Here is a 15,299-nt window from a genome sequence, read left to right on the forward strand (position 1 = left end):
CGGTCTCCACCTCACTAAAACTGGAACCTGAACCATTAGAGTAGTTAATCGTTTGCTGTGCAGCCCAGGCTTCACCGGAAAAAAACGCTGAGGACACCCATGCTGTTGTAATTGCGATCGCTACCTGACGACGTAATCTCATTTTCCTCTCCTGAAGATGACGGCCTTATCAACATAGCCGGGTTATCATAATCAACTTAAATGTTTAATTTTTTTATAGGAAAGGATTAGCGATAGTTTCAGCCAATTCTTTCTTGGTTGATTAGCTGCGTGGTGGGTATACTCCCGCAGTGGCAATTAACCAATTAATCGGCAATACCGGGCTCAAAATATTAAGTGGCATTGAACCGCCTGTTTCAGTCACAGCTACAGTACCTCCGCCCGAGCCACCACCAGACACACTTAAGCCTTCGATCTCGGTCAAATCTGGTTGCTGAAACGTCGGTTTATAGAACCCGGGGGTAGAGTTTTGCGCTATATACGAATTACTATCGGGTACCTGTGTATTTGCAGCATTGGTAGCAACCTTCATCCTGCCTGTTACAGGTGCAGAAGTGCCAAGAGGGGTAAAAATTGCCGTATGTAAGTGTGCTGGCATTTGAGTTATATCAATAGTTACCAGTTCAGTACCCAATCTTTCTCCCTGATGATAATCCATCCCCCCAGGTCGTGTGCCTACACCAACTGGACTGCGGCCACGCAAATCAGGTAAACCAAAGGTAGTTCGGGCGTCACCTCCGTATAGAGTGCTAACTAGAGAGAAGAGCGCTGGATTATCTTCAATTGCCTGCATTTGCCCCGAGCACATTGCCCAATTTCTAATTGCAAAATTGCCACCAAATGCGGTTAGTGTCCCAAGATACGGTTCTGTAGCCATACTGTTCTTCCTTTCAACGTATACACTTAAGTTAAAACCAGCCCATAACGAAATTGGTGTGGTTGGTTAAAACTTTCCAATCTCGCATTACTAAATACCGTTACGGGCTTCATCACTGCCGCAAAGAGCCGTATTGAGATATTTATTTACTCACAAGCAGAAGCGTGCTGGAGCAATGACATCCCAGCATCTAGCCCAGCCATTTGCGCATAGCGATAACCCGAAAACACGCCTTGCGGTGTAGCAATAACATCTATTGATATGGCGCTATCTAACGTTTTCACTTGTAACCCATGTTGTGGGCTGATCTCGAGAATTCTCCCCGCCTCAACACCGACTAAAGAAGTCTCCATTGCGCTTGCTTGCAAAACATTGGCGACACCACTTGGCAAGCTCAACATCGCACCACCGAAGTCATGATTGCCTGCTCGCACTAAGTTGACGATTTCGCGACTCGTTTGCACGTTCCAACGAATGTGCAGATCATGTTGGTTTACTGCTCGTGCTACTTCGTTGGGGTTTGATACTTGTTCACGCCAAACCAGCCCTTGCTTTTGTTGCGCGATGAGGAAGTCATACATCAGCTTAGCCGTCATTTGTGACGCTTTTTTCTGAGCACTGGTTAAGGTCTCAAACGGGTGAAATGGTACCTCTAACTCCATTCCTATAGCGCCGGAATCAGCCGATGCCTCAAGACGATGCAGGGTGAGGCTAAAGGTGTCTAAACCGTCTCTTAATTGCCAATAGAGAGGCATCGGGCCTCGATACTCGGGCAGCTTTCCCGGATGAATGTTGTACAAGTTTCCGTTGAAAAACTGACACAGCGAGGAATGAACTATGTGCCTGAACAAATAGATGACGCCATCCGTGACTCGCCAAGCATCGAGTTGCGCTATCAAAGCACTGCTATCATTGGCGGTATACTGAGCAATATGAATCGATTGAGCGCTCAGATAGCTCTGTAGCTGCTGTAAGTCTGGATTTAGTTCTCCTTCCGGTACTACCACGCCCGCCAATTTATGTTGTTGTGCCAACAACTGAATGATGGGCAAGGCGTAACAACTTCCTGTAAAAACGACGTATTTTTGCTGCATATCGAAATCATCCATGGGTGGCGACAAAACCTGGCAATCCGGTTAACTGATAATAGAAACTGACCTTATCCCCTCCCTTCGCTTCAAAGTAATGGTGTTCAACAGCTTTGGGCTTGGCATCCACATAAAAAGTCATGTCGGGATTAGGATGGGTAATACCAGAGTCGTATTGTCCGACCATCGCATCTCCGTAAGTATCGATATGGCTGTAAATGGCGAGGATACGTTTTGCCATATCTGGCACATCTTTCGGCAGCTCAATGGTGTTGCCTTGCAGCATTTTTATTCCACCATCTAGCTCAAAAATCTCGCTTCTGAGCAACATGGCTTTATTGACGTTAAGAATTTCTCCCAGATCAATTCGATCATCGATCGCTTCCGGCTGGCAATGGTTGGAATGTGCATACTCTGCTTTTTCCCATTGTTGATTAAATTCCGTCTCCCCGATGACCATCATGGCGCGCACAGATACCTGATTGGGGATCATTTCGCCTTGAATATGTAAATATTGAACCAAATGTTTCGCGATGCTGAGGAACCCTTCCCGACTAAAGCCATGCTGCATCGCTTCAAGTATCAGGAGATCAAACGTTTGAGTTGGCGAAAATTGGGTAGCATCTTCTTCCACTAAGGCTTCAATGTAGTCTGCGATATCGAGATCCGCGATCAATTGATTGAGTGCTTTAATGGCTCCGGGGTGAATATCTACTAGTGTCACCTGAAGCTGCTCTGCGCTAATTCGATCACTTTGTTTGTAGTGAGCAAGTAAAGGCAGCAGCAATGGTGCAAAGGGGCCGCAAGCTGGATAAAGCACTTTAACCTGTGACTTGTTGGCAAGCATATGTTGGATAGCTTTGTTTATACCACACGCAAAGCCTTTAATTCGGTACACATCTTTGATGGTGTGTTTACAGTTAAGTGGGGACATCACCAGCCCAGACGTGGAAATGTACTGTCGGGTCAGTTCCTCTTGAGTGAGTTTAGCCAGAGAAAGAGATTGGCAAGCGTTGCCATACATGCTCTGAAAGGCTTGCACCAGTGTTCGGTGCTCAACTTTCGTCTCCTTCAATACGAGCTCAACTGCCGCAGCGAAACTCTCTTTCAGTTGCCGTTGGCGTTCAGCCGTGCTGAGTTGGTTTGGGAGCATAGCCTCAAGTTGAGTCCGTAATGAGTACTTAAGCAGCTCATCCATTTCGGGTTCAGCAAAACCAAACTGTTGAGTTTGTTGCTGCACTTCTTCAACACCGACCGTCTCACGAGATTGAGGACGTTGCTGGTAGAATTCTATAGATGAGCCTTTTTGCATAATTCATGAACCTCACTTGCCGCTGTAGCAGTAGTTAATGATGTAACACACCTGTACTTGAGAAAAACATATGCCAGAGGTCCGCGTTACAATATCTCAGCTCCCGGCTCTAACTTCATAAACCGTACTGACAAAATTGGGCAGAAAAATTGAGATAAAAACAGTTCTAATCCTGTAAATTCAGAGAGTAGTAAATAGTTAGGGTAATAGGCCTTTCGATGTGATTCTTCTAAAGCAAGCGCTTGCCAATCCCCTCGATGGCAAGATCGTTTGACATATGGCAGCCACGCAGTCTCCTTAATAGAGGTAAGCGCGGCACTCAAGTGTGGTGTAATATGAAAGCCTTTTAACAGGCAGAAAAAGCCAATATCCATAGTATAAAGCCAACTATTTATAATATTGAAATTAAAATAATTTTTTCGGCAGTTATTTTGAAATTGCCGATATTTGATTTATAGACTAGAAAAAATCAGTTAGCCAGAATAGAGATCAAAAAAAACACTAAAAATAAGATTGTCAATTTATATCTCTAAAATTAAAGAATTTAATTTTTAAAGTTTAATGAAGTCCAATATAAGTTTAAGGTGTGCAATCTTTTAAAAGATATAAGTTTAAAGATATTTCAAAAAACTTATTAAGAAAAACATGAACTCACAAAAATAAATATCAAAATTATTAATAAAAAACACCACTAATATAACAATGAATTAAGGTGGTTTGAAGATTAAAATGCCCATTTCATTTTCGTATATAACATTTTAACTACTAGTATTATATATGTGGTGAAATAAGATAAATTTATTCACTCAACATATCCAATCGATTCAGGTTTACTGGGAAAAGCTATACGTTACAACGGAGTGAAATATGGCAAATAGGGATGGAAGAATTCCACTCAACGTATTACGACTCAAAGAACTGAGAAAGAAATTAGGACTGAGCCAAGAAAAACTGGCGGAAGAATGCTTTCAACAGGGTTTTGTCGTATCTATTGCTTCTATAAAGCGAGCAGAGTCTGGGGCGAATGTGCTGTATCGTACCGCATCCAATCTCGCGGAATACTTTTCTGTCCCCGTAGAGGACCTTTTAATAGATCGGGCCTCAGAACCATTATTTACAAATGTATCTTCATCACCACCATATTTTTTTATTTTTGCAATCGAAGCAAAGTGTGATTTGACCGCAAAGGCTCTGCAAACCTTACTTCTCAGCCAAAACACTACACCCATAATACAAAACCGAACGTTTGTTCTTACTTGGTCTTTACAGGAATCGGACGAATATATTTTTGAGCGAATTCGACAACTAGCCCTTCAATTAAAGGTTGCTCTTTCGGCTTCGATTCGGTCTTTTATCAATGTGAAATACATGCATCGAATCACTGAGCTATCGGAACATCCAAATGCGATAACCCCAATCAATGAAATCCTAGTTAAAATCCCTTGGGGAGAAATAGCTGCTTGTCCTTGCTTTATCTCGTCCAATTGTGCCAGACCAATAAAACCTTTTCTAACAGGAGAGCCAGACTTCAACAACTGGCATTTTGTATCCTTACACCAAAACCATACTGATTGTTTCGTAGGGCGTAAACTTGAACTAGAAACATTGAATAGCGGAATCAAGCGATGGCAAAAACAAGAAGCAGGCCAAACGTATTGTATTACTGGTACCGCAGGGATAGGAAAGACCAGCCTACTCAACCAGGTCATTTCGTCTTTGAGTCGTTCTTCGTGTTTAACCACAGAGATTCAAATCCTGAATCATGGCAGTGCTGATCTCTTGTCCCCTCAAAATATATTCACTCGGGCAATTTGTTCATTTACTCGTGAAGATACCGATGATTCTATTCGTCAGCAGACTGTCGAGTCATCAATTCCCTCTTCTTTCCATCTCTGCCTTTATTGGTTAATGGGGGTAACACTCAACGAATCAGAAAAACAGCTGCTGAACTTAATGGAGTTCCAAACGCTGAAACAAACGATAGAGCAATCTATCCCTTTCTTAATTCAACAACGGCAGACCAGCAAACCGCATTTGATTATTGTTGAAGATGTCCATTGGGCCGACGAGGTAATGTTGGCATTTCTTGAGACACTGCTACCTTATATTACAAACACCAATATTTTACTCTTTCTGACGTTTAGGCAGCAAAAACGACTTAGTTCCAAACAATCTTGGTTTGCCAACGTGAATCTAATCGAACTTAGGGAGTTATCATCTGAAGAGTCTTACGAGTTAGCTTGCTCAATCACATGCCAACAGAATAAACATATCAATGACTGTATAAAGCTTGCGAAAGGCCATCCTCTATACTTGCGCCAAACACTACTTTGTTCTCAGTTTGATAAAGACGTTCCGGAGTCATTGGAACATTTAGTTTCGATACAATTAGCTCAACTTCCAGCCCAAGATCGCCAAGCACTCTGTACTGCATCTGTGTTGGGGCAGTACTTTCAACTGGAGCAACTGCGTGAAATCACTCGAATTCCCGGCTACGTACCAGATAAGTTAGTCGACGCTGGCTTAGTAAAACTCAATGGCGATCAATACCTTTTCCATCATGATTTGATTTGTAATGCTGTTTTCCGTCAAATAGACAAGTCACAGTGTTCAAAAATACACATGGCCTGCGCAAAATGGTATGAGAACCGAGATCGGTTCTTATATGCAGTCCATATCAATCATGCCAAGGGCGAAGGTGTATTTACTGTTCTTGACCAGACCGCCAAACATTACCTGAGCAATTATCAATTTGAAAAAGCACTGACTCTTATTGAATACGCTATTAAAGAGTCACCTAAAGCACAGATGGCGTATGCACTAAATATGAAAGGAAACTGCCTGTATTCGATGGGACGCATCAAAGAGAGTATTGAGGTTCTTGAGCAAGCGATTCATCACACAGAAAATGATTCTGAACGTGTTCAATACTATTTAGACCTCATTAACCCCTACCGTTTAACCGACAACTTTGTACAAGCGATGTCGATTTTAGACCAAGCCCAAGCCCTGTGCGAAAAGCTGACGTTAAATAAATCTTTGTGTGAAATTCACTCGATGAGAGGTAATATGCTGTTCCCCACTGGGCAGCTAGACGAATGTGAGAAAGAACATTTACTTGCATTAGATTACAGTCAACGAGCAAACTGTTTTCGCGCGAAAGCAAAATCGCTTGGCGGCCTCGGTGATTGTGCCTACGCACAAGGAAAAATGGCTCGCTCATACGAGCACTTAACCGAGTGTTTGCAACTGTGTGAAGAGCATCAGTTGCTTTCGATTGAAACTGCTAATCGCTACATGCTGGCAACAGTGATGATCTATCAACTGCAATCTGACGAAGCACTAAAACAGGCTCAGCATGCCTCGAATCTTGCCTATCTCACGGCAAACCGCCGAGCAGAAATTGTTTCTAGGCTTACGGCTGCATGGATCTTTCTCGACCGTAATGTCTTGGTGCAAGCTGAAAACGAAATCTCGACCGCTCTACAACTTTCAAAACAGCTTAATGCTCATCGATTTGTCGCTTTTCTTTTGGAGTCCAGTGCAAGATTGCACTGGTATCAGGGAAAAGAGGAGAAAGCCCTTTCGGACATCGACACGGCTCTAGATCTTGTTCATATCAATAAGCTACACAATTTTATTGGTCCTTGGCTCGTATCTACCAAGGCACTTATTTGTGGCGATGAATCAACGGCCCTCTCCGCTTTGCGCACTGGTGAGGCTTGGCTAGAATCTACCTGTGTTGGTCATAACTATTTACGCTTTTACCAACAAGGAATCCAAGTAGCGTGGCAGTATAAGCAGCCTACGCTACTTCGAAAATATCGCGATAAGCTGTCTAACTTCACCCAAGAAGATCCGCATCCATGGGGTGATTTTTATATTGAACAAGCGAATCTGATGCTTGCCTTACTCGACCAGTCCAGCTCCGTCTCTGAGTTGTTAAACTTCAATCAGGCCGCGCGTAAGCATCAACTGAATCAGGCTCAAATAAGTGTTGATGAGCTCGACCATTGGCTCTCCACATCTACTCAACCATGAAATATTCAATAAACGAAGAAAGTCGATTAATTGCACCGTCAAGTCATCGTGTTTACTCGATTTACCTCGTCAAACACAGATATTCGAAACCATCGAATATCTGTGTTTTGGCACAGTGTCATCGCTGATGAGATTTATGCTGGCGCAAGATCATTTTGCTCCACCTTAAAGTTCTCGATGCTAGGAACATGCTCAGGCAAAAGTAGAGTAACGCGTTGATTTGCTGCTTCAATCCATTTACCTGAACTATTTTTATATCGATAGAATGCCACGCCTGACTTCCAATCATCATTAAGTAGGAGGTTGAGCGTTACGTTATGAAGATCAGCTCCTAAAGGAGCAATGCCTAGATAAGGCTGGTAGCCCTGCAACGTCACCATGATATGACAATCACGCATCGTGCATTGATAGTTGAAACTACCATTGAGATCAGACACCACATTTAACGGTGGGTTAACGGCCTGAAAGATATGTCCTTTACCCACTATTGATTTGTCTTCGCTGGCCACGAGTAGATTAACATCGAAGCTCACTCCTCCAGGTAAGCCGTTACCAATTTGATAATGAGCAGTAAAAATTGCTTGTGATTCTTTTGAGTCCATTTTCATTGTGTTCTCCAACTGAATTTATTGTCGTTAGTGACCCATTCAATGTAGATAACACGTCATTCTGGTTCAGTATCAATTTAGGCTCAGATCTACTTGACTACATAAATTATCCACGGTCACGCAGATGCCGATCGTTCTTTTCATCAACCAGATATTGTTGCTCTCTCGCTGATGCTTTTGGCGATTTGTACAGAACAACTGATACCAAACTGATATGGTGAATGTATGCATTTGGTTTAATATTTGAACAACTATTCAATACATAAGCCAAATGGAAAAAATAATGGAACATGAATGGATGCAGGGAACTAAAGAAAACCAAGTGGTAGAACAGCACCCTAACCCTCAAATACAACGCCTCGCTGTACTTAGCGCGTACTCAATCTCAGTCAATAATGCCAAACTGTTTATTCAGAAAATGGATAAGTGCGGTTTTCCTAAAGAACGATTACTGACACCTCTTGAAAACACGGTTTCACCGGTTCCCGGTTTGAACCAATATCAAGTCGAGTCACTCATCTTCAATACTCGCTATCAACACCAACCCTTTGTCATTGTCATGTGCGAAAGTACGCAAGAAGTTCAGCAAGCCTATCTAACAGCAACTCAATTCAATCTCCCGATTCGTGTTCGCTCAGGAGGGCATGATCACGCAGGTGAATGCAGTGGTGACAACGTCATTTTGATTGACGTGAGCAGAATTAAGACCTTCCAATTGTGTGACAATATTGCCACCATTGGTGCTGGCTATCGCTTCTATCAACTGACACCAAAACTTGCAGAGCATGATCGAATGATTGCACATGGAACCTGTGCCACAGTTGGGTTGACTGGCTATATTCAAGGCGGAGGATGGGGCCCTTGGACGCGAAAATACGGCATGTGTTGTGAGCACCTAGTGAGTGCAACCGTGGTATTGGGTGATGGTACGATCACAGAAGTCTCAGCAGAGTCCAACCCTCACCTATTTTGGGCACTAAGAGGCGGCGGAGGCATTAGCTATGGCATTGTTACCGAGCTACGCGTAAAAACATTCCCTTTACCCAAAGAGATCCACCGCTTCGAGCTTCAGTGGAACCTCTATCCAAAAATCAACGGTATGCTTCAGCCAATACCAACGCACCCTACCATAGATGTGCTAAAAAATTGGGAGCAGGCTATAAAAAGCCTCGATACGCCTAAACTTCTTGGCACCAACTTGCAAATTGATGCTCTGCCTGAATCATCTAACCACTGTGATATTGAAACCATCAGCCATCACTGCACCATGTATGGCTACTGGGAAGGAACAGAACAAGATCTTCACCAATTTATAGCCGTTCAATTTGGCGCTTGCTTCCCTGATTTAGTTCAAGTCTATGAAGCACATGGCACTGACTTTGACGGGAAGAAATACGATCACTCCCTGATGAGCACATGGGGGCGCGATTCTTTGTGTCAAAACGGTTCTCCTTTCCCTCCCGATTATGACGCCCCAGCACCTCACAAAATCACTTCGCGATTGGTGTCAGAGCGAGGTCTTAAACCAGAAGGCTATACTGCACTTTTGCAAAGCTTAACTTCACCTTTGATAAAGCCAGAAAACCGCGATCAAGGGCTATTTAGTTACGTAACCTTAGGGGCGATCACTGGCGGTTTTTATCATCACTCAGACGACCTTGAAGACATATCTTTCCCCTACCGCCAGTGTCAATATACAGTCCAATACCAAACCTGGTGGAATGAAGAGATAAAGCAAAAACTAGAACTACAAAATAACCCAGTACTTGTTGATGTAAACAGAGCCATGGACTGGATTGATAAAGCCAGAGAAGCTGATATACCGGGAACCTATGGTGCCTTCATCAGCTTTAAAGATCCGGCAATTCCGACAAGCGTTTATTTTGATCGAAGCTACCGCGACTTAATCGGTATAAAAGAAAAATACGCTAAGGATAAGTTTAATCACCTTAGAACTAATAAGACCATCATTTAACATCAATATGCATCTTAAAAAGCATATATTAACAGAACGTCATTTGGCCGTTCTATCACGTATAGAAATTAAAAAAGAGGAAAAATTATGACAACTAAGGGTTCATTTTACGTTAAAAATAACTCCAACGATAAAATCACCGGATATGTGAGATTTAAAGACTCTCCGGAAATGGAGGTTCATTTCGACTTGAATATTGGCGAACAATCTGAATCTGCTAGTTTTGAATCCGGTGCCGCTACCCATGACTCCTGGTATTACAGTTTCAAAAAGGCAGGTAAAACCTATACTGGGGACAAGTCCTGTGCATACTATGCAAAAGATGAAAATAAAGGCCCCGTCGTTGTAGAAATCTTTAATGATAATTTAAAAATATCTCCACAACTTAGCGGTTCTTGTGAGAAAACTTTATAGCTGCTCACCTGATTCATCACTTCGCCCGAGACAGTTGCACAACTTCTCGGGCAGTTTCATTTCTCGGTATTTGGATTGAAGACTCTCCCCATTTTCAATCACAATCTGAAATTGTTAACTTTATGTTCTCACTTTATATCACCACTGCAAGATAATCGAATAAATACAAATCACTTTTAAAATAAACTTTAAATCTAGAGTAACCAAGATTGAAAAAATAAATATATTATTAATTTCTAAGATCAAAGAGTTTTACTTAATACATCACTTTTTATTTTAACTCTATCAACTGATACTAAACTGCTACTGACGTTTTTTGATTGAATGCTTAACTTAATAGCATGCGCTTATCTCAATGGCTAAAACCATTATTAAAGCGCAATTCATCTATATCCACGTAATCTCTAAGCATTTGATTCAGAGGGTTTCTTGGATATTCATCATTCAAGATAAACAACGGAAAGCATGGCTATGTGTACAGATGTTAATATCAATTATGGTTGCAACAACCAAACCTTATCCGCTAGAACCATGGAGTTTGCAGTTAACCTTCAGACCGAGATTTGGTTTAGAGCCCAACAAACTTACCAAATTACGACCTTTACTTCCGACGGAAAAGCCGACCGTGTTTTCAATGGTCAGCCGCCAAAACGTCACAGTAAAGAATGTGAGTTTCGAGCAAATTGGCAGGGAGAGTTGAGCTTCATACACTGCAATGCCATTACCCGGTATAATAACCCTCTTTTAACAGCTGATGGCATTAATGAATCTGGCCTTTCTGTTGGGTCACTGTACTTGCCCATTCTCAATCAAAATGTATCGACCTCTCACATCCCTGATGATGCCTTTGCATTAGGCAGCGGCCTGTTTGGTACTTTTATCTTGTCTACGTTTAATACTGTGGACGAGATGGTGACCTACTTCACCACCCACCCCGTTTACGTGTTTAACTCGACTATTTCAACTGGTGAAACAGAGAGTGACAACATGGCTTTGGACCAGCATTTCGTGATTCACGATGCAAATAATGACAGTGCCGTCATTGAGTTTCTTAACGGTAATATGCATATCTATCGAGCATTCAAAGAAAGCGATATGTTCAGCAAAGAGGAAAATCAGCAAGCACGCTATCAATGTACCGAATACGACTTTGATGATTATAAAGTGGTTGTGGACCACTCCTACGTTGGAGTAATGACTAACTGCCCAAATTACCATTGGCATGTCAATCACCTCTCTTATTTTTCCAATTTGCGCAACTACAACCCAGAACCGAACAATGAAGCAACCATGCAACGTCATGTCCAAGTGCCTGGCCCACTTCAATCAATCAATGGCGCTGGCTTGATGGGTCTACCCGCCGACCCAACACCGCCGTCTCGATTTGTACAAACCTATGCAATTAAGCAGTTAAGCGAACAACCAACTAACTTCGACGAAGCCTTCTCACTCGGACAAAAGCTACTTAATCGCGTTGATATACCTTTGGGCATCATGGCGAATGAGTTTGAGACATCCGATAACCCTGAAGTCTTTTTTAGTGATATTACCCAATGGAGCGTTATTAGACATAACAGTCATCAATCACCCGCGTTCTATCTGCGTACTTACGGAGACATGACTTGGCGAGTCGCTAATGTCAAAGACTATATTGGGTTAAATAGAGACTGTCAGATTTCAAGCGTTTTACAGCTCATGCCAGTTACAACATCATTACCGTTTGAACAAGTCGAATCTCGACCAACTATTAAAATCGCTTAGAGTTAATTTTGAAGCGCAAACAAATGAGAAGCAAAAAGCCAGAGTAAGAAATCAATCTCACTCTGGCTCATAGCTGCATATAGTATAGTTTTATCTGCTATAGATATAACGTATGGTTGCTTTTACACTTGTTACATTCAGTCGATTTACTCTTTACCGAACACGTTGTTCTCTTGTTCTTGAACGCGGATGAATGTAGTACGCTTGGTTAGCTCTTTAAGCTTTGCTGCACCTACGTATGTACATGTTGAGCGAACGCCTCCAAGGATGTCTTGAATAGTGCCGTGAACGCTACCACGGTATGGCAATAATACGGTTTTACCTTCAGCCGCACGGTAGCCAGCGACACCACCTGAGTGCTTATCCATCGCGCTCTTCGACGACATGCCATAGAATTTCATGAACTTCTCGCCGTCTTTCTCGATCACTTCGCCGCCTGACTCTTCGTGACCCGCTAGCATCCCACCTAGCATTACGAAGTCCGCGCCACCACCGAATGCTTTCGCTACGTCACCCGCACAAGAACAGCCACCGTCACCGACGATCATGCCACCAAGGCCGTGCGCTGCATCACCACACTCGATGATTGCAGAAAGCTGCGGGTAACCAACACCCGTTTTTACACGAGTTGTACATACAGAGCCTGGGCCGATACCCACTTTAACGATGTCTGCACCAGCTAGGATTAGCTCTTCACACATATCACCAGTAACCACGTTGCCTGCAGAAATGACCTTGTCTGGGAACTCTGCTCGCACGCGTTCAACATACTCGACCAAATGCTCTGAGTAACCATTTGCAATGTCGATACAAATGAAAATAAATTCATCTGAAAGTGCCATGATGTCTTTGGTTTTTTGGAAGTCTGCGTCAGATGTCCCAGTAGACACCATAACGTTATTCATGGTTACTTTATCTGCTGATTTAGCAAACTCAGCCCAATCTTCTACCGTGTAATGTTTGTGAACAGCGGTCATTACACCATGCTCAGCCAGCGCTTTAGCCATTGCAAAGCTACCAACCGAATCCATGTTTGCTGCGATTACTGGCACACCAGACCATTGACGACCACTATGCTTGAATGTAAAATCGCGGGTTAAATTTACTTGAGAACGGCTCTTAAGGGTAGAACGTTTCGGGCGAAACAGTACATCTTTAAAACCTAACTTAAGTTCTTGTTCGATACGCATTGTGTAATTCCTTGATTCATATGTATATGTGTCATTTCAGAGTGCGTAGTGATTTCGTTGGCAGACGAGTTCACTGTTCTTCGGACACAAAAAAACCGGAGCGTTGGCAGACGCTCCGGTTTTCAGCATTATAGGCTGTGATTTATTTCCTACAAGTCTGATATTTGAATTTTTTTTGTGATACCATCTTGAAAATCGCATATCAAAAACGCTCCCCAAGTCACCAAAACCTCTTATTATTTATAACTATCAACAACTTGAGAAAGCACTTAAGTTAACCCATTGCGCAAACCTTTGCGTCATATCTTAAAAATTAAAACGCATCACCTCTCAAATCTGCCTAAAACTCAATCACCTAATACTAAGATGCCCTGCTAATTCGTAAAAAAGTACTCAAAAAAATCGACCAATTTTCTCAAAAATGCATGAAATCTAATTAAACTCGATAGAGCTCTTGGATGATAGCGGTACGAAGAGTGCTAACGACATCACTTGCCAAAAGACCAATTTGACCATTCTGACTCACGTTTATATCAGCAGCATGACTGTGAAGTACCACACCTAAACGTGCGGCAACAGAAATTGGTAAACCTTTGGCTAGTAATGCACCAATGACTCCAGATAACACATCTCCCATTCCCCCCGTCGCCATTCCGGCGTTACCCGCTAGACAGACGTACATTCTCGTTCCATCGTAAATAAGCGTCCCCGCGCCTTTTAAAACCACTACACCGCCATAACGCTCTTGCAGTTGTCTTGCAGCAGAGTATCGGTCACTTTCTATTTGTTGAATGGTTACATTTAGTAGTCGAGCTGCCTCTCCAGGATGCGGCGTGATCACTCGATGGTTGTCGCACACTAGAGTGCCATCGCATCGCTGGCTCAGCATCGCTAGAATATTGAGGCCATCAGCATCAACAACTTTAGGTTTCTGCTCTTGAGCCAGATATTGATAGGCTTGATAAGCCCACTCATCATCTCCAAAGCCAGGACCAAACACTAATACGTCAGCCCAGCGTATGCGTTTAGTTAAGTCGTTCTCAGTATCCCTGAGTAAGTCAGCGGTGATGCTCTGGCTCATTACTTCTGGGCAACCAACCTGCAGTGGAATAAGGCTACTCGTGTGAGTAATTGCGGCAGTTAAACCCGCTCCGGCTCTAATCGCAGCGGAGGAACATAAACGAATCGCTCCAGACATCCCTTGGTTGCCACCAACACAAAGCAACTTCCCGTTGTCACCTTTATGGACCGTTGGATTTGGCTTGGGCATTAATCTTGAAACAACCTGATGATCAATACCTAATGCACTTTCTACTTCGATAGTATCAAACTTAGTATTGACGCCTAAACCACAAAAGTAGAGCTCGCCAACTCGATCTCTCGCTTGTCCAGTGCATAAGCCTTGCTTAACCCCAATGAAGGTTACAGTATGCTCGGCACGAATAGCATCACCTAAAACTGCACCTGTATTAGCACACAGACCAGAAGGAACGTCGACTGCAATCACAGGGGCATGAATTTGATTAATTTGGTCAATATAGCGACGATACTCCGAACGAACCTCACCGCTTAAACCAGTGCCTAACATGGCATCGATGATCACATCTGCTTCTAGCAATGCGGTATTCCATTCATCCCAATCATTGTTAACACCGTCGATTGACTGCCAGTCTTGGTATGCGCGCAAAGCATCACCTTTTAGCACAGATACATCACCAATTTGGAAAACATGTACATTGAGTTGAGCTTGTTTCGCAAGAGATGCAAATACGTAACCATCGCCACCGTTATTCCCTTTACCGCAAATCACTAAGATATTTTTTGATTTAGGATACAGATGTAAAAAGCGCTCATACACGGCCATACCAGCGCGTTGCATTAAGCTATACATAGAAACACCAGCCATTTGCGCAGCCAGCGTTTCACCGTTTTTTACTTGCTCTGCGGTGTAGAGTTTTAGGGCGAGATTAAAGTCCATATTCACGTTCTACGCATTGGGAAACACAATTATAAGTATACAAAAAAGCCAAGGC

The 15,299-nt window shown here is 42.9% G+C and carries 10 protein-coding genes; 4 read left to right on the forward strand and 6 right to left on the reverse strand.

What is annotated here, in order from left to right:
- Positions 1 to 262 precede the first annotated feature (262 nt).
- The 3 genes from R7F67_RS07920 to R7F67_RS07930 all read right to left on the reverse strand — a co-directional run bounded on the left by R7F67_RS07920 (position 263) and on the right by R7F67_RS07930 (position 3,277).
- On the reverse strand, positions 263 to 877 hold the full coding sequence (locus R7F67_RS07920) for a phage tail protein (protein WP_054576103.1): 615 nt from the start codon (positions 875 to 877) through the stop codon (positions 263 to 265).
- A gap of 146 nt (positions 878 to 1,023) precedes the next feature.
- Positions 1,024 to 1,971 (reverse strand): formyltransferase family protein, encoded by a 948-nt coding sequence (locus tag R7F67_RS07925; protein ID WP_246535126.1) that lies wholly within the window; start codon positions 1,969 to 1,971, stop codon positions 1,024 to 1,026.
- Positions 1,972 to 1,978: 7 nt separating this feature from the next.
- The gene (locus R7F67_RS07930) at positions 1,979 to 3,277 is read right to left on the reverse strand and encodes a hypothetical protein (protein ID WP_182038394.1); all 1,299 of its coding nucleotides are present in this window, start codon (positions 3,275 to 3,277) and stop codon (positions 1,979 to 1,981) included.
- A gap of 867 nt (positions 3,278 to 4,144) precedes the next feature.
- Between R7F67_RS07930 and R7F67_RS07935 the strand changes: the two genes are divergently transcribed.
- The gene (locus R7F67_RS07935) at positions 4,145 to 7,318 is read left to right on the forward strand and encodes an AAA family ATPase (RefSeq protein WP_017819913.1); all 3,174 of its coding nucleotides are present in this window, start codon (positions 4,145 to 4,147) and stop codon (positions 7,316 to 7,318) included.
- A 134-nt stretch (positions 7,319 to 7,452) separates the two neighbouring features.
- Here the strand turns inward: R7F67_RS07935 and R7F67_RS07940 are convergent, their stop codons facing one another.
- The gene (locus R7F67_RS07940; RefSeq protein ID WP_005373450.1) at positions 7,453 to 7,926 is read right to left on the reverse strand and encodes a DUF1842 domain-containing protein; all 474 of its coding nucleotides are present in this window, start codon (positions 7,924 to 7,926) and stop codon (positions 7,453 to 7,455) included.
- Positions 7,927 to 8,209: 283 nt separating this feature from the next.
- Here R7F67_RS07940 and R7F67_RS07945 point away from each other — a divergent pair, with 283 nt between their 5' ends.
- The 3 genes from R7F67_RS07945 (at position 8,210) to R7F67_RS07955 (ending at position 12,076) form a co-directional block, all read left to right on the forward strand.
- Positions 8,210 to 9,901 carry an FAD-dependent oxidoreductase gene (locus tag R7F67_RS07945; RefSeq protein ID WP_318057141.1) on the forward strand — a complete coding sequence of 564 codons (1,692 nt, stop codon included), beginning with the start codon at positions 8,210 to 8,212 and terminating at the stop codon, positions 9,899 to 9,901.
- A gap of 87 nt (positions 9,902 to 9,988) precedes the next feature.
- Positions 9,989 to 10,315 carry a hypothetical protein gene (locus R7F67_RS07950; protein ID WP_258475549.1) on the forward strand — a complete coding sequence of 109 codons (327 nt, stop codon included), beginning with the start codon at positions 9,989 to 9,991 and terminating at the stop codon, positions 10,313 to 10,315.
- Positions 10,316 to 10,786: 471 nt separating this feature from the next.
- Positions 10,787 to 12,076, forward strand: a complete 1,290-nt coding sequence (locus tag R7F67_RS07955; protein ID WP_017635214.1) for a linear amide C-N hydrolase — start codon at positions 10,787 to 10,789, stop codon at positions 12,074 to 12,076.
- Positions 12,077 to 12,222: 146 nt separating this feature from the next.
- Here the strand turns inward: R7F67_RS07955 and R7F67_RS07960 are convergent, their stop codons facing one another.
- Both R7F67_RS07960 and R7F67_RS07965 read right to left on the reverse strand, forming a co-directional pair.
- Positions 12,223 to 13,266: a GMP reductase gene (locus R7F67_RS07960; RefSeq protein ID WP_005373458.1), complete on the reverse strand. Its 1,044-nt coding sequence runs from the start codon at positions 13,264 to 13,266 to the stop codon at positions 12,223 to 12,225.
- A gap of 436 nt (positions 13,267 to 13,702) precedes the next feature.
- A complete protein-coding gene (locus tag R7F67_RS07965) occupies positions 13,703 to 15,244 on the reverse strand; it encodes an NAD(P)H-hydrate dehydratase (protein WP_318057142.1) in 1,542 nt (513 codons plus the stop codon).
- Positions 15,245 to 15,299: the final 55 nt, after the last annotated feature.

This window comes from Vibrio sp. YT-17 (genome assembly GCF_033337375.1).
Lineage (GTDB): Bacteria > Pseudomonadota > Gammaproteobacteria > Enterobacterales > Vibrionaceae > Vibrio > Vibrio alginolyticus.